The sequence below is a fragment of the Ramlibacter sp. genome (assembly GCF_035627355.1).
Taxonomy (GTDB): domain Bacteria; phylum Pseudomonadota; class Gammaproteobacteria; order Burkholderiales; family Burkholderiaceae_C; genus Ramlibacter.
This window is the reverse complement of sequence record NZ_DASPLW010000012.1, coordinates 1-16,597: the sequence shown is the minus strand read 5'-3', so window position 1 is coordinate 16,597 and position 16,597 is coordinate 1. Positions and strand designations below refer to the sequence as shown.

Annotated in this window: 8 protein-coding genes; all 8 read left to right on the top strand. The window is 69.9% G+C overall.

Going from position 1 to position 16,597, the window contains the following annotated elements; genetic code table 11:
- A partial coding sequence (locus VEC03_RS04985; protein WP_324913147.1) for a dockerin type I repeat-containing protein occupies window positions 1–1,156 on the top strand: 1,156 nt, incomplete at its 5' end.
- Between the two features lie 156 nt (window positions 1,157–1,312).
- Window positions 1,313–6,388: a choice-of-anchor U domain-containing protein gene (locus VEC03_RS04980; RefSeq protein ID WP_324913145.1), complete on the top strand. Its 5,076-nt coding sequence runs from the start codon at window positions 1,313–1,315 to the stop codon at window positions 6,386–6,388.
- 30 nt (window positions 6,389–6,418) lie between these two features.
- The gene (locus tag VEC03_RS04975; protein WP_324913143.1) at window positions 6,419–7,225 is read left to right on the top strand and encodes a hypothetical protein; all 807 of its coding nucleotides are present in this window, start codon (window positions 6,419–6,421) and stop codon (window positions 7,223–7,225) included.
- Window positions 7,226–7,279: 54 nt separating this feature from the next.
- Window positions 7,280–8,971: a type I secretion system permease/ATPase gene (locus VEC03_RS04970; RefSeq protein ID WP_324913141.1), complete on the top strand. Its 1,692-nt coding sequence runs from the start codon at window positions 7,280–7,282 to the stop codon at window positions 8,969–8,971.
- Window positions 8,968–10,647, top strand: a complete 1,680-nt coding sequence (locus tag VEC03_RS04965; RefSeq protein ID WP_324913139.1) for a type I secretion system permease/ATPase — start codon at window positions 8,968–8,970, stop codon at window positions 10,645–10,647. The genes VEC03_RS04970 and VEC03_RS04965 overlap by 4 nt, the downstream gene beginning before the upstream one ends.
- Before the next feature lie 32 nt (window positions 10,648–10,679).
- Complete coding sequence (locus VEC03_RS04960) at window positions 10,680–12,008, top strand: HlyD family type I secretion periplasmic adaptor subunit (protein WP_324913138.1); 1,329 nt, start codon at window positions 10,680–10,682, stop codon at window positions 12,006–12,008.
- 158 nt (window positions 12,009–12,166) lie between these two features.
- Complete coding sequence (locus VEC03_RS04955) at window positions 12,167–13,447, top strand: TolC family outer membrane protein (protein ID WP_324913137.1); 1,281 nt, start codon at window positions 12,167–12,169, stop codon at window positions 13,445–13,447.
- 229 nt (window positions 13,448–13,676) lie between these two features.
- Window positions 13,677–16,597: calcium-binding protein (locus tag VEC03_RS04950; RefSeq protein ID WP_422662649.1), on the top strand; the 2,921-nt coding region annotated here is incomplete at its 3' end.

Sequence of the window (16,597 nt, the reverse complement as noted above, 5' to 3'; positions counted from 1 at the left end):
AGGCACGGCCTACACGCTCACGGAGGCCGAGGTCGGCAAGGCGATCACGGTAGCTGCCAGCTACGTGGACGGTGGCAGTCACGCCGAAACGGTGACCAGCGCCGCAACCGCGCCGATCACAGCTCCACTGCCCGGAGAGGGTGTGCAGTTGCAGGGCATGGCCTACCACTGGAAGAGCCATGTGCTGCTCGACGGGGTGAGTGTTTCGGCGACCGACGTCTCCGCACAGGCGGCCAGTAGTGACCTGTACGACCTGCGCGACATCAGCTACGACGCCGCCGACCACAGCGTGACGGTGCAGGTCTGGGCCAATCCCGTGGCCGCCAGCGCCTCGCTGGATTTCACGGCGGTGAGCCAGCAGGCCAGCAGCATTGCGTTCACGAATGCGCTGGCAGGCACCTGGTCGGTGTTGTCCAACGCGGAGAACGCCACGACGATGAACGTGGGCGCCTTCAAGACTGACCTGCTCGGCGTGACCGGCGCCCTGCACATCGGCACGCTGAAGATCAACCTGGCACCTGGCGAGTCCCATGCCGTCATTGAATTCGGCAACCTGGCGCTGGAAGAGACAAGCGTGCCGGGCTTCAGCGTCGGGCTGGCGGTCCAGAGCACGGGTCCGGATGGCCAGTACGCGGTGGCGCAACTGCCGCAGGGCAGCTATGAAGTGTCGGCTGCGCGCGCAACCTCCGACAGCGGAACCGCCGTCAACTCGGCCGATGCGCTGGCGGCGCTGAAGATCGCCGTGGGGATGAGCCCGAACACGGGCGAGCAGCTGCTGTCGCCCTACCAGGTGATCGCTGCCGACGCCAACGAGGACGGCCGGGTGACCAGTGCCGATGCGCTGGCCATCCTTCGCATGGTCGTCAAGGACGCCAGCGCGCCCGGCCAGGAATGGCTGTTCGTCAACGAGAGGCTGGACCTCTGGAACGAGGGCACCGGGAGCTCGGGCCTCACGCGCAGCAGCGCCGCCTGGAGCAATCCGGCCGTGGACCTGCAGGCCGATGGCGTGGTGAACCTGGTGGGCATCCTCAAGGGCGACGTCAACGGCAACTGGTCGGCGCCGGCCGGCAGTACCGACCTAGACAACGTTGATCCCAACTATTTCCAGATCCTGGGCACGCAACTGGGCGTGCCGACGGATCTTTGGGGCATTTGACGGATGAGCAACATAGAGTATCTGGCGGGCGGCCTGGGCCGCACTGCCAGCGAGAAGGAACATTGAGGAGGTGGTATGGCTAATGTGATCGTTGCAGGCTCTTCCAGCCTGAGCAGTGGTGTCCTGACGCTGACACTGAAGATCGACGATGCTGGCGTGCCGATCGAAAACTTCGATCTGGTGGTATCGGTCGACCCGGGCCTGGCGGTGCTGCAGGGCCCCGCTGCCGGTGCGGCCGGCTGGACGGTGCTCGCAAATCCGGATCCGGATGCGCCGGGCAGCCTGCTGATCGGCGGCTACAGCCTCACACCTCTCGCGCCGGGCGGCACGATCCTGACGCTGTCCTTCCAGCTGACCGATCCGGCGGCCACCTCCCTGAGCCTGTCTTACGAGGGGACCTTCAACGCCGACGGCGAGCTGGCCCTGACCGGCCTCGTGCTGGGCGATGGCACCATCACCCAGAACGCACCTGCGCAAGGCCAGCCGGTCATCACCGGAACCGCCACCGAGGACCAGGTGCTCAGCGTCGATACGAGCGGCATCAGCGACGGCGATGGCCTGGGCACTGGCTTCAGCTACCAGTGGCTGCGCGACGGCACGGAGATCGACGGGGCCACCGACGTCACCTACCAGTTGGGCGATGCGGACGCCGGCCGTTCCATCAGCGTGCGGGTTGCCTGGCAGGATGGCGCGGGGAACGCCGAATCACTGACCAGCGCGGCCACGTCCGTGGCGAACGTGAACGATGCGCCCGCGGGCGACGTCATGATCGCGGGCGCTGCAACGCGCGGCGTCACCCTGACGGCAACGCACACGCTGACCGATGACGACGGCATGGGCAGCGTGACCTACCAGTGGCTGGCCGACGGCACGGCCATCGCCGGCGCCACCGGCTCCAGCTACCAGCTGACCGATGCGGAAGTCGGCAAGGCCATCAGCGTGCGGGCGAGCTACACCGACGGCCAGGGCACGCCGGAGTCGAAGACCAGCGCAGCGACGGCACTCGTCGTGGCCAACAACCTGCCCACGGGCGAGGTCACCATCTCGGGCACACCGACCCAGGGCCAGACGCTGACCGCGTCGAATGACCTGGCCGATCCGGATGGACTGGGCACGATCGCCTACCAGTGGTACGCCGGCGGCGATGCAATCGCTGGCGCCACCGGATCGACGCTGGAACTGGCGCAGGAACATGTCGGCAAGACCATCACGGTGGTGGCCAGCTACACCGATGTCCTGGGCAACGAGGAAACCCGGGAGAGCCTTCCCACCGCTTCGGTCGCCAACACGAACGACGACCCGACCGGCGCCGTCACCATCTCCGGAACGGCTACGGAAGGCGAGACGCTGACCGCGACCCACAACCTCGCGGACGCGGACGGCTTGGCTACGGTGTCCTGGCAGTGGTATGCCGGCGGCGTCGCCATCGAGGGTGCGACGGGCGAGACGCTGGTGCTGGCGCAGGCCCAGGTCGGCGAGGCCATCACGGTGGTGGCCAGCTACACCGATGGCTTCGGCAAGGCGGAGAGCGTGACCAGCACGGCCACCGCCGTCGTGCAGAACGTCAACGATCCGGCGACCGGAACGGTCACCGTCACTGGCACCTACACGCAAGGCGAGACGCTCACCGCTTCGAACACGCTGGCCGACGAGGATGGTTTCGGGACGATCCAGTACCAGTGGCTGGCCGATGGCGAGGCCATTGCGGGCGCCACCAACGATACGCTGGTGCTCACGCAAGCCCAGGTGGGCAAAGTCATCACGGTGCAGGCGAGCTTCGTGGACCAGCAGGGTACGGCGGAAAGCGCCACCAGTTCGGCGGATGGCGTCGACCCAGTGGAGGACATCGACGACTCGACGATCGGCACCGTTGTGATCGTGGGCGCCGCCACCAAGGGCCAGACGCTGAGCATTGACAACACGCTGGCCGATCCGGACGGCATCATCGATGGAGCTGCCGGCTTCACCTACGAGTGGCTGGCCAACGGAACCGAACTCCTTGGCGCCGGCAGCACCTACACGCTGACCGACAACGAACTGGGCGACACCATTTCGGTTCGTGTCACCTACAACGACGCTTTTGGCACGCACAGCAAGACCAGTGCCTCCACGGCGCCGGTCATCCTGAACAACCTGGCCACCGGCACCGTCACGATCACGGGGGACGCCACCGAAGGCCAGACGCTGATGGCGTCCAGCCTGCTGACCGACCTGGACAACGACGGCGGGATCGTTCCTTCGGTCACCTACCACTGGATGGCAGACGGCTTCGAGGTCGGCACAGGTTCCAGCTTCACGCTGACGCAGGCGCAGGTGGGCAAGGCGATCACGGTCGAGGCCCGCTTCACCGACAAGCTCGGCACGCCCGAGTCGGTCATCAGCGCGCCGACTGCGGAGGTCGCCAACGTCAACCAGCCGGCGAGCGGCGCGGTCACCATCAGCGGCACGGTCCAGCAAGGCCAGGTGCTCACGGCCGTGACCACTGAGCTGGCGGACCAGGACGGCCTGGGCCCGTTCAGCTACCAGTGGTTCGCCGACGGCGCCGAGATCGCGGGCGCCACCAGCCAGACGTTCACGCCCACGCAGGCCGAGGTCGACCAGGCCTTGACCGTGAAAGTCAGCTACACGGATGCGTGGGGGGGCGCCGAGTCCGTCACCAGTGCGGCAACCGCCGCGGTCGCCAACGCGAATGACCTGCCCACCGGAGACGTGACCATCGCCGGCACCTTCACCCAGGGCCAGATGCTCACGGCATCCCATACGCTGGCCGATCTCGATGGATTGGGCCCCGCGAGCTATCAGTGGTTCGCCGGCGGCACGGCCATCAGCGGCGCGACCGGCCAGACTTTCGTTCTGACCCAGGCGGAGGTCGGCAAGGCGATCAGCGTCCGCGCCAGCTACAAGGACGGCTTCGGCCAGGATGAAAGCCTTACCAGCGCCGTGTCGGCGGTGGTGGCCAACCTGAATGACGGCCCCACCGGCGCCGTCACCGTCAGCGGCAACCATGTGCAGGGGCAGACGCTGATCGCCGATTCGAGCACCCTGGCTGATGCCGACGGCATGACCCCGGTAACCTACCAGTGGCTCGCCAACGGCACGGACATCGCTGGCGCCACGGGTGCGACGTTCACGCTCACCCAGGCCGAGGTCGGCAAGCAGGTCACGGTCCGTGCCAGCTATACGGACGCGCTGGGCACGCCGGAGTCGGTCGTCAGCCTGCCGGCAGGGACGGTCGCCAACACCAATGACGCACCGAGCGGCACCGTCACGGTGACCGGCAGCCACGTCCAGGGCGAGACACTGACCGCGTCCAACGACCTGGCCGATGCCGACGGCATGGGAACGGTCAGCTACCAGTGGCTGTCCGACGGCACCGCGATCGCGGGCGCCACCGGCACGACCTACACACTCACAGAAGCCGAGGTCGGCAAGCAGGTGACGGTGCGCGCGAGCTACACCGACTTGCTGGGCCAGGCGGAAGCGGTGACCAGCACCGGCACCGGTTCCGTGGGCAACGTGAACGACTCGCCCATGGGCGCGGTCACCATCAGCGGCACGCCCCAGCAAGGGCAGGTCCTCACGGCCGTGACCAGTGCGCTGGCCGACCCCGACGGCCTGGGCAGCTTCAGCTACCAGTGGCTGTCCGACGGCGCGGTCATCACCGGCGCCACTGGGGCGACCTTCACGCCCGGGCAGGCCGAAGTCGGGACCGGGATCAGCGTGCGCGTGACCTACACCGACGGCCACAGCACCGTCGAAACCGTCACCAGTGCGGCGGGCACCCCGGTGGCCAATGCCAACGACGCGCCGACCGGCACGGTCAGCATCGGCGGCACGCCGACCGAGGGGGAGACCCTGACGGCCTCCAACACGCTGGAGGACCTCGACGGGATGGGTGCCCTGCCCGTCAGCTACCAGTGGTTCGCGGATGGCCAGGCCATCATCGGCGCGACCGGCGCCACCCTGGTGCTGGCCCAGGCCCAGGTCGGCAAGGCCATCACCGTGCAGGCCAGCTACACCGACGGCTTCGGCCAGGCCGAGAGTCGCGCCAGCGCTGCCACGGCCCGGGTCGCCAACGTCAACGACGCGGTGTCCGGCTCGCCGGCCATCAACGGCGCGCCGACGCAGGGCGCGCTGCTGACCGCCGTGACCAGCGGGCTCAGCGACGAAGACGGCCTGGGTGCGTTCAGCTACCAGTGGCTGGCCGACGGCCAGGCCATCGCGGGCGCCACGGCCGCCACGCTTGCGCTCACGCAGGCGCAGGTGAACAAGGCGATTTCGGTGCGGGTGACCTACACCGACGGGTTCGGCGCCACCGAATCGGCCACGTCCGCCGAAACCGCAGCAGTGGCCAACGTCAACGACGCGGCCACCGGTGCCGTGCTCGCCCAGGGCGCCCGGGTCGCCGGGATGCCGATGACCGCCGACGCCAGCTCGCTGGCCGACCTGGACGGACTGGGAACGCTCAGCTACCAGTGGTACCTCGACGACGCCGAGATCGTCGGTGCCACCAACGCGACGTACACGCCTGTCGCAGCCGACGGCGGCAAGGCCATCAAGGTTACGGTCACCTACACCGACGGTTTCGGTACCGTCGAGAGCGTGACCTCGGCGGCGGTCAACCTGATGAAGGAAGACGACGCACCTGCGGTGGTGATCGACGGTGTGGTTGGCCTCGCCGGCGACGGCAACAACGACGGTATCGTCGATTCGGCGCAGGACCAGGTGATCTCGGCACCGTTCACCGCCGCCGCCTCCAACCAGGACGTGTTCGTCACGCTGGTGGCCGACAGCACCGCTGACGGCTCGGTGAACGCCGGCTCCACCACCCAGTTCCAGAACGTCCGGCAGGAAGCGCCCCCGGCCGAAAGGCCGGCGGCCCTGGACATGCCGCTGGGGCTGATCGACTTCACCGCGGTCGTCGCGAGCTTCGGCAAGACCGAGTCGTTCAGCCTGTTCGTGGATGCGAACCTCGGCGTCAACGGCTACTGGAAGAAGGACGCGGATGGCATTTGGCACAACCTGGCCTCTGCGCCCTATGGTGGCTCCACCACCACGGTGGGCAACAAGATCCGGCTGGACTTCCAGATCAAGGACGGCGGCCGCTTCGACAACGACGGCGTAGAGAACGGCGTGATCACCGATCCTGGTGCCATCGGCGCCATGGAACTGAGCGTGGTCGGGTACGCGCCCGACGTCGTGCTGACCCCCAACACCCACTTCTTCTTCTGATCCATCACAGGCATCCGCAGGTCGTATTCCATGAACAAGAGCATTCGCATCACAGCATTCGCGCGGCGCGCTTCCCTCCTGTCCGTTTGTGCCGCGGCCCTGGTGGCGTGCGGGGGCGGCGGCGGTGGCGGCGGGGGCGGCGACACCACCACCCCGCTGGTGGACCCTTCCGCCATCCTGCAGAACTTCTGGAGCGGCACCATGACCAATGCCGCCGATGGCGCCACCCGCGCCTCGGCGGTGATCATGCCCAACGGGACCGCGTGGGTTGCCATGGAGTCGGCGGCTGCCGTGGTCGGCGTTGCCAAGGTGGCCCTTGCCGGGACGGCGGTGGACGCCACCTCTGCCAACATTTCCGGAACTGGGGTCTATTTCACGCTTCCGAATGGCGCTGCGCAGGCCCTCACGGCGGCGGGTACTGTCACGGCCAGCAGCCTCGCGGGCACCGCGACCAGCCCCGCCGGAACGGCCACCCTGAACTGGACGCCGGTCACCACGCCCAGCTACTCGTCTGCGGCGCAGGCCAGTGACCTCACCGGCGCCTGGCGCGGCACCCTCGGCGGCAGCGTGGTGGTGGTGGACTGGAGCATCGACGCGGCCGGCACCCTGACGGCGGGCACCACCAGCACCGGCTGCACCTACACCGGCACCGTCAAGCCCAGTAGCGCCGGCGCCATTGCGGTGTATGACGTGGCCGTGGCCGAGACCTGCGGGGGCACCACGCGCAATCTCGCCGGCATCGCCACCCTGACCGCGAGCAAGACCTCGCTGCGCGTGATGTACACCGCCGACGCGGATACGGGTGCAGGCGTGATCGCCTTCACCAAGCAGCCGTAAGTGGTTTCTCCGCAGCACCTGCGCCATCCGGGCCCGACAGAAGACCCAGCGGCGATGTCCTCCGACCTTCTTGCCGGATTGGCGCCCTGGCGCCGGCCGGTGCTGGCCAGCGGCTGGCTGGCTGGCGTGCTGGCGCTCGCACCGGCGATCTACATGCTGGAGGTCTATGGGCGGGTGGTGAACTCGCGCAGTGCAACCACGCTGTGGATGCTGTCGCTGCTGGTGGTCGGGGCGTTCGTGGTGATGGAACTGCTGGAGTGGCTGCGCAGCCGGCTGCTGCAGCATGCAGCGGCGTCGCTCGACGACGCGCTGGCGCCGCGGCTGTTCCGCATCGCCCTGCAGGCCGCCCCGATGCAGCAGCCCGGCAGCGATGGCCAGGCGCTGCAGGACTGGCGCATCGTGCGCCGCTTCATCCATTCCCCCGCGGCCCATGGCCTGCTGGACACGCCGGTGTCGCTGCTGTTCCTGCTGGCGGTGTTCTGGATCTCGCCCTGGCTGGGCGTGTTCGCCATGGCCGGCGCGTTGCTGCAGGTGGGGCTGGCAACAGCCACCGAACGCGCCACGGGCCCGGTGATGCGCAAGGCCAATGCCGAAGCCGCCGCGTCGGGCCGCCGCGCCGACGAGACCGTGCGCAACGCCGAGGTGCTGGCCTCCATGGGCATGGCCGGCCGGATGGAGGCGCTCTGGATCGAACGGCAGGCCCAGGCGCTCGCACTGCAGGCGCAGGCCTCCGAGCGCGCCGGCACGTCCTCGGCGCTGGCCCGCTGGGGACAGAACATCGTGGGCTCCGGCCTGCTCGGGCTGGGCTGCTGGCTGTTGCTGGCCGACGACCTGTGGGGCGGCCCCGCCATGATGATCGTCGCCTCGATCCTGGGCGGCCGCGTGCTGGCGCCCCTGCTGCAGGTGCTGATCCAGTGGACCCAGGTCACCGCGGCCCGGCAAGCCTGGCAGCGCCTGCAGCAACTCCTGTCGCTGTACCCCGAGACCCCCGTTGGCCTCCCACTGCCTGCTCCCAAGGGCGAGCTGTCCGTGGAATCGCTGGTGGCTGGCGTGCCCGGGCCGCGTCCCGGACCGCCCATCCTCAAGGGCATCAGCTTTCGCCTGGCGCGCGGCGAGAGTCTGGCCGTGATCGGGCCTTCCGCCGCCGGCAAGAGCACCCTGGCGAGGATGCTGGTGGGCCTGTGGCCGGCCCAGCAAGGCGCCGTTCGGCTCGATGGCTTCGACCTGTTCGCCTGGGACCGCGAGGAAGTCGGCCGCCACATCGGCTACCTGCCGCAGGACGTGCAGCTGCTGCCCGGGACCATCGCCGACAACATCTGCCGCTTCGAAGGTGCGGACCCCGCGGCGGTGGAGCAAGCCGCACGCCGGGTGGGGCTGCACGAGGCCATTGCCGCGCTGCCGCAGGGCTACGAGACATCCATCGACGATGCCAGCCGGCTGCTCTCCGGCGGCGAGCGCCAGCGACTGGGCCTGGCCGCGGCGCTGTATGGTCAGCCGGCGCTGGTCGTGCTGGACGAGCCCAATTCCAGCCTGGATGCCGCCGGCGAACAGGCCCTGCAGCAGGCGATGGCCGAGATGAAGGCTAGCGGCACCACCTTCGTCGTCATCACGCACCGCACCCAGTTGCTGGACACCGCGGACAAGCTGCTGCTGCTGGTGGACGGCCAGGCCAAGGCGTTCGGGCCGCGCCAGCAGGTCCTGGCGGCGCTGGCCGGCGGCAAGCCGGCGGGCGGGAGCGGCGCATGAAGCTGGCCGGCGCCCGCCTGTGGTCCGGCCTGCTGGCCTGGAACCGGCCGGACTGGCTGGCGGTGACCGGCTTTGCGGCCGTGATCAACCTGCTGATGCTGGTGCCGACGTTGTACATGCTGCAGATCTACGACCGCGTGCTGATCAGCGGCTCGCAGTGGACGCTGCTGGCCGTGTCGCTGATCACGGTGTTCCTGCTGGGCGTGATGGCGGCCGCCGACTGGTTCCGCTCCCGGCTGCTGATTCGCATCGGCCTGTCGCTGGACGCCCGGCTGGCGCCGGCCGTGTTCCAGTCGGCCTACCGGCAGCGGCTGCAGGGCCGGCCCGCCGGCATCACCCAGTCGCTGGGCGACCTGACGCAGGTGCGCCAGTACCTCACCGGACCCGGCTTCCTGGCGCTACTGGACGTCCCCTGGGTGCCGGTCTACGTGGGCGTGCTGTTCCTGCTGCACCCGGTGCTCGGCATGGCGGCGCTGGTGTTCGGTGCGTTGCAGCTCGCAGCCACCTGGCTGTCGCACCGCGGCTCGCAGCAACGCGTGGAGCAGGCGCAGCAGGCGAGCCAGCGTGCCGACGGCGCCGCGGCGCATTTCCTGCGCGCCGGCGAGGTGATCCGCGCCATGGGCATGGGCGCGCGCATGCGCCGGCTGTGGCAGGAGCGCCATGGCCAGGCAATGCGCGTGGAAGGCGAAGTCGAGGCCCGCCAGGCGCGCTGGACCGGCTGGAGCAAGTGGCTGCGCTACACGCAGCAGGCGGCGTCGCTGGGCGTTGGCGCCTGGCTGGTGATCCGCGGCGAGTTGACCGTGGGAGCCATGATCGCCGGCAACGTGCTGACCACCCGGGCGCTGGCGCCGCTGGACGCCTGGGCCCAGACCTGGGGGCTGGCGCTGGGCGCCGGCAAGGCCTTCGAGCGACTGAAAGCGCTGCTGGCGACCTCGACCCACGAGCACGCCCCAGCCCTGGCCCAGGGTGCGTCGCCCTCAGTTGCCGGCGAGGTGATCCGGCTGAAGCAGGTCGGCGTGTCGTTCGACGGCCGGCCCGCGCCGGCGCTGCAGCATATCGACCTGGCGCTGCACAAGGGCGAGCTGGTGCTGCTGCAGGGCGCCTCGGGCAGCGGCAAGACCACGCTGGCTCGCACCGTGCTGGGCATCGTCGCGCCGACCGAAGGCCGGGTGCTGTGGCAGCTCGGCGAGCGCCCAGCCAGCGAGGCGATCGGCTACCTGCCGCAATCGGTGGACCTGTTCGCCGGCACCGTCGCCGAGAACATCGCCCGCTTCGCCGAGCCGGACAGCCGCAAGGTGATCGAGGCGGCGCGGCTGGCCGGCCTGCACGAGACCATCCAGCGCATGCCCATGGGCTACGACACGCCGGTGGGCGCGGGCGGGCACTTCCTGTCCGGCGGCCAACGGCAGCGTATCGCGCTGGCCCGCGCGGTGTACGGCTTGCCCGAACTGATCGTGCTGGACGAACCCAATGCCCAACTGGACAGCAGCGGCGAAGTCGCGCTGCTGCAGGCCCTGGTGCAGCTCAAGCGCCGCGGTTGCGCCGTGCTGGTGATCTCGCACCGGCCCGGCGTGCTGCAGGTGGCCGACACGGTGGTGACGCTGGCGCGCGGCCGCATCGCCAGCCAGGCGCGGCCGGCACGAGCGGCCGCTCTGCCCGAACCCGTGGCCGCCTGACCGTTTCCTTTCGAATCCGACCCCACAGCACCATGGCAGCAGTTCTTCCCGACCCGGGCGCGAGGCTCTCTTCCACCGGCAGCGAACTCCAGCGCTTCCGCCGGCTGGGCGTGGGCATCGTCTTCACCGCGCTGGTGCTCTTCACCGCCTGGGCCGCGCTCGCGCCACTGGACGAGGGCGTGCCGGCGGCCGGGCAGGTGAGCATCGACACCAAGCGCAAAGCGGTCCAGCACCCCACCGGCGGCGTGGTGCGCGCGGTCCATGTCAAGGAAGGCGACGTGGTCGCCGCCAATGCGCTGCTGATGGAACTGGACGCCGGGCTGGCGCGCGCCAACCTGGAGACGGTGCGCCAGCGCTACTACGGCCTGCTGGCCATGCAGACCCGCCTGCTGGCCGAGCGAAGCGGCGCCGCCACCATCGCCTGGCCGCAGGCCCTGAAGGAATTCGCGAGCGACCCGCAGATCGCGATGCATATGAGCAACCAGGCCGGCCTACTCGCTACGCGGCGCGCCGGGCTGGCCGCCGAACGGCAGGCCGCGGCCCAGGGCATTGCTGCGTACCGCGCGCAGATCGCCGCCAACGAGGCGGCGCTGCCGCTGCGCCGCTCGCAGCTGGCGTCGCTGTCCGCCGAACTGCAGTCGCTCAAGGGGCTGGTGGCCGAGGGCTATGCGCCGCGCAACCGCCAGCGCGAACTGGAGCGGCAACTGGACGACCTGCGCCTGGCGATCAACGACCTGTCGGGCGCGAACGCGCGCCTGCTGCGCTCCATCGATGAAACCAACCAGCGCCTGCTGGCGCGCGAGGCCGAGCTGCGCAAGGAAGTCGAGAGCCAGCTGGCGGACGTGACACGCGAGGTGCAGGCCGACGCCGAGCGCATCAACGCCGTGCGCGACGAACTGGCGCGCACCGAGATCCGCGCGCCGGCGGCGGGGCAGGTGGTGGGCCTGGCCTTCCAGACGGCCGGCGGCGTGATCCCGCCGACGCAGAAGATCATGGACATCGTGCCGGCCGGCGAGCGGCTGGTGATCGAGGTGCGCGTGCCGCCGACGGCGATCGACCGGGTGCGCGACGGCACGCCGGTGGACGTGCGCTTCGGCGCCTTTGCCCACGCGCCGCAGCTGATGGCCGAGGGCAAGGTGCTGTCGATCTCGCGCGACGCGCTGACCGATGCGCAGACCCAGCTGACCTACTTCCTGGCGCGGGTGGTGCTTACCGAGGAAGGGCAGGCGGCGCTGGGCCGGCGCGAGATGCAGCCGGGCATGCCGGTGGAGGTGGTGTTCCGCACCGGCGAGCGCACCCTGCTCGAGTACCTGCTGCATCCGCTGACCAAGCGCGTGGCCGCGTCGATGACGGAAGAATGACCGCGCATCGCTTCCTGTCGCGACCGGTGCTGCGCGGGCTGCGCGCAGTGGCGTTCGCTTCGGTGTTCGCGAACGGCGCATGGGCACAGGTCGCAACCCCAACTGCGGCGCCCCCGACGTCGGCTGCCCCGGCGCCGGCCCCGACCGAGCCGGGGCGAATGGGTCTGGCCGAGCTGTTCCGCCAGGCACGCCCGCAGGAGGCCCGGCTGCAGGCGGCCGAGGCGGCCTGGCGCGCCGGCCAGGAGCAGGTGCCGCAGGCCCTGTCGCAACTGCGGCCGCAAGTCACGCTCACGGCGGCCCGGCTGAAGAACGACCTGGAGAGCACCAACCCGGGGTTCCTGGGCCCGGTCACCAGCCGCGACCGCTACATGAGCGAGAACCAGACCCTGACCTTGCGCCAGCCGCTGTACCGGCCGGCGCAATGGGCGGCGCTGAAGGCCGCGCGCCATGGCGAGCAGGCGGCGCGCGCCCAGCTGGAGGCGGAGTTCCCGGCCTTCGGCGCCAAGGTGGGCAGCGCCTATTTCGAGGTGGTGCTGGCCGAAGGGCAGGTGCGCTTTGCCGGTGAGCTGGTGAAGGCGCTCGAACTGCAACTGGCCGCCGCGCGGCGCTCGTTCGAGGCGGGCGCGGGCACCCGGACCGACATCGACGAAGTGCAGGCGCAGCTCGATTCCGCTCTGGCCGACCAGGTCGAGGCCGTGCAGGCCCGGGCGTCGGCTGCGCAGCAGCTGCAGGTGCTGCTGGGTGGGCGGTCGGCGCAGCTGGAGCCGGTTCGGCTGCGTCCCGAAGCGGTGTGGGGCAAGGCCGATGAGCCGTTGGCCGCTTGGCAGGCGCGCGCCCGGCAGGCCAGCGCCGAGATCCGCATGCTGCAGGCGCAGGCGGATGCCGCGCGCGAGGACATCGCCAAGGCCGAGGCCGGCCACAAGCCGACGCTGGACCTGCTGCTGCAGCGCTCGCGCAGCGGCAGCGAGAACGTCACGCGCATCGATTCCCGCTTCGACAACACCTCGTTCGGGCTGCAGTTGAACGTGCCCATCTATTCGGGCGGCGCCGTGTCGTCACAGGTGCGGCAGGCGGTGGCCGAAGCCGAGCGCGCCAACCACCTGCTGCAGGTCGCGCGCGACGAGCTGGACTCGCGCGTGCGCCAGGAGCATCGCGGCGTGATCGAGAGCCTGGCCCGGCTGCGTGCGCTGGAGCAGGCCGTCGCGTCCGCATCCACTGCGCTGCGCTCGGCCGAGCGCTCTTTCGACGCCGGCGTGCGCAGCCGCGTGGACATCGCGCTGGCCGCGCAGCGGCTGGCGCGCCAGCAACGCGAGCTGCTGCAGGCGTCCAACAACGTCCTGCTTTCGCGCCTGCGCCTGGAGCTGCTGACCGCCGGCGACGAGCCGCAGGTGGAGGCCGCGATGCGGTGGATGGATCAGGCTGTTCGGTTGGAGCGCTAGGCTCGCGAGGCGGTGCCGATTGCGACGCACCTGCGGCGAGGGGAACTGACTGGAAGCAGGACGAAATGCTGGAAGAAGGATCGGGCAGTAGCAGTACCGGGCGGAAAAGCAATTCTCGAGTGCGCCGGCTCGGAGGCAATGACACGAGGGGGCTGATCAGGGTCTGGGCGACTGGCAAGGACGGCCGGGCTCTTGAAGCTCTTCATCCACGCAACCATCGGAGGGCACCATGGCCGTCATCACGTTTGCAGCCAGCACCACGCAGCCGTTCAACCCGGCCACCGACACACTGGCCGTCTCCAATACGGCCTATACGGCGGCCGATTTGCAGTTCCAGGCCTCCGGTGCGGATCTGCTGGTGGGCTTTGGCGGCCAGTTCATGCTGCTGCAGGGTGCCGCCTACGCGGCCCTCACGTCGTCCAGCATCACGTTCGCCAACGGTTCGGTGTTCCACAAGGGGGCGAGCGGCAATGACAACCTCGTGGGGGACGCCGCTGGTGACTACTTCGACGTAGCGGCCGGCGGCAGCGACGCGGTGAACGCCGGGGTGGGGAACGACCTCATCGTGGCCGGCAGCGCGCTGGACAGCAGCGATTCGATCGATGGTGGCTCGGGGTACGACACGCTGGCGCTGGCGGGCAGTTCCGTGGTGTTCGGCGCCACCACGGTGACGGGGGTGGAGAACTTCCGCATCGGCGCAGGCGTCGTGAGCCTGCAGCTGCACGACGGCCTTTTCACCGGCGCCGATGGTTCACTGCTCTTCGATGCATCCTCGCAGGCCGCCGGCAGCCGCCTGCTGGTGGACGGCAGCGCGGTCAGCACCACGCTATCGGGACCGACTCACGCCATGCGCATGATCGGCGGTGCGGGCGACGACAGCCTGGTGGGCGGCGGCGACGCCGACACCCTCGAGGGCGGTGACGGGGCGGACACGCTGGACGGCGGCGCCGGGTCCGACCACCTCGCCGGCGGACTCGGCAACGACGTGCTCACGGGCGGGCTTGGCAACGACACGCTCGCCGGACAGTCGGGCAACGACACGCTCCACGGCGGCGCGGACTCGGATGACCTGGAGGGCGGGGAAGGCAACGACGTCATCGACGGCGGCGACGGCAGCGACACGATCGTCGGCGGCATGGATGCGGACACCTTGACCGGCGGGGCCGGCAACGACATCTTCCGGTTCGGCTTCGGCAGCCCGCGCACCGAGTCGTCGCAAACCACGGCGGACACGATCACCGACTTCAGCGAGGGCGACAAGATCGACCTGCCCGGCATCAACGGCCAGAACGGCCGGCCGCTGGTGCTGCTGCCGTTTGCGACCGAGTACCGGACGGATGCCGAATCCCCCACCAACGGCAACCTGGGTGTGCGTCCGGGTTCGAACGCGGGCGATGGCTTCGTCGACGTGCTGTGGCGCCTGGCCTCGGACGGAGCGGGCCAGGAATGGATCGAGCTCTGGGCCGACGGCAACGACGACGGGCAGTTCAGCGAGGTGGACATCTTCATCCGACTGCTGACCTCGGCCGACGGCAAGCGCACGCTCACGGCGAGCGATTTCACGGACACGTTCGTCGCCTGGCGCGGCACCGCAGCCGACGAGTTCTTCGGCGCCGGCACGCCAGGGGTCAATGCCGATGCGCCCAACCAGGCCTATGCGCTCGGCGGCAACGACACCATGGACGGCGGCCTGGGCGCCGACGCCTTGTATGGCGGCAGCGGCAACGACAGCCTGTCCGGCGGTGACGGTGATGATCAGCTGTTTGGCGGAAGCGGCTCCGACACGCTGATCGGTGGTACTGGGAACGACCACCTTGACGCTGCCGGAAACGACACGACAGTGCAGGCAGGTTCCGACGAGGGGACTACCAACCGGCTCGAGGGCGGTGCGGGCAACGACTACCTGTACGGAGCGGCGGGGGATGACACGCTGCTGGGCGAGGCGGACCACGACACTCTGGCGGGCTACGGCGGTGCGGACCTGCTGCTGGGCGGTGACGGCGACGATCAGCTGTACGGCGGGGATGGCGACGACGTGCTGCAAGGCGGCGCGGGGCATGACAGGCTGGAAGGGGGCACTGGCTCCGACGTGCTGGAGGGCGGCGAGGGCAACGATGCGCTGTGGGGGAATTCGGGCGCGGGCGCGGTGGACACGCTGGACGGCGGGGCCGGCGATGACTTGTTCTACGGGGGGGGCGACGCGCTGGTGATGACCGGCGGGCTGGGTGCGGACCTGTTCCACCTCTTCGTGCCGGGGGTCACGTCGATGCTGGGGCACGCCGGCTACTCGCCGGTGTCCTCGCCCTACCGCATCACGGACTTCAATGCGGCCGAGGGCGACCGGCTGCACAGCGGCTTCACGAACGGCGGTGGTGCCATCCCGGTGGTCTGGCGCGGGCGGGCGCTGGAGGGGTTCACCGCCACCAGTGGCCAGAGCATGGCCGAGGCGGGCGCGGATGCGAGCGACCAGCGCTTCTACGAGCTGTGGGTGACGTACGACGCGGGCAGCAACCGCACGATCCTGTTTGCCGACCGCAACCGGGACTTCGCGGTGGACGCGGGCGACCTGAAGCTGGTGTTCGACGGCAACCTGGTGGACAACGCGGATGCGGCGCTGAACCTGAGCCCGCTGGTGTTCAACGAGGGCACGTTCCTGGTCAAGTCCGGCACGATCGGGGCGGACACGAACAGCACGCCGCAACTGAGCGAGCTGGCGGACCTGGCGTACGCGTTCGGTGGCGACGACACGCTGGACGGGCTGGGCGGCAACGACACGCTCAACGGCGACACGGGCAACGACCACCTGCTGGGCGGGCTGGGCAATGACCTGCTGTACGGCGGCGCGGGCGATGACCTGCTGGAGGGCGGTGCCGGCAGCGACACGATCTACACCGGCCACGGCAGCGACACGGCGTACGGCGGGGACGACGGCGACACGATCTATTCGGGCAGCTACGACAGCCAGGCCGAGGCGTGGTTCGCCGAGAACGAGGATCCGTTGGGCGACGAGCTGCACGGTGGTGCGGGCAACGACTACCTGTACGGAGCGGCGGGGGATGACACGCTGCTGGGCGAGGCGGACCACGACACTCTGGCGGGCTACGGCGGTGCGGACCTGCTGCTGGGCGGTGACGGCGACGATCAGCTGTA

What these genes read in the sequence shown, in the direction of transcription:
- VEC03_RS04960 (WP_324913138.1), top strand. Translation starts at nt 10,680, where the DNA reads ATGGCAGCAGTTCTTCCCGACCCGGGCGCGAGGCTCTCTTCCACCGGC.
- VEC03_RS04965 (WP_324913139.1), top strand. Translation starts at nt 8,968, where the DNA reads ATGAAGCTGGCCGGCGCCCGCCTGTGGTCCGGCCTGCTGGCCTGGAAC.
- VEC03_RS04975 (WP_324913143.1), top strand. Translation starts at nt 6,419, where the DNA reads ATGAACAAGAGCATTCGCATCACAGCATTCGCGCGGCGCGCTTCCCTC.
- VEC03_RS04970 (WP_324913141.1), top strand. Translation starts at nt 7,280, where the DNA reads ATGTCCTCCGACCTTCTTGCCGGATTGGCGCCCTGGCGCCGGCCGGTG.
- VEC03_RS04955 (WP_324913137.1), top strand. Translation starts at nt 12,167, where the DNA reads ATGGGTCTGGCCGAGCTGTTCCGCCAGGCACGCCCGCAGGAGGCCCGG.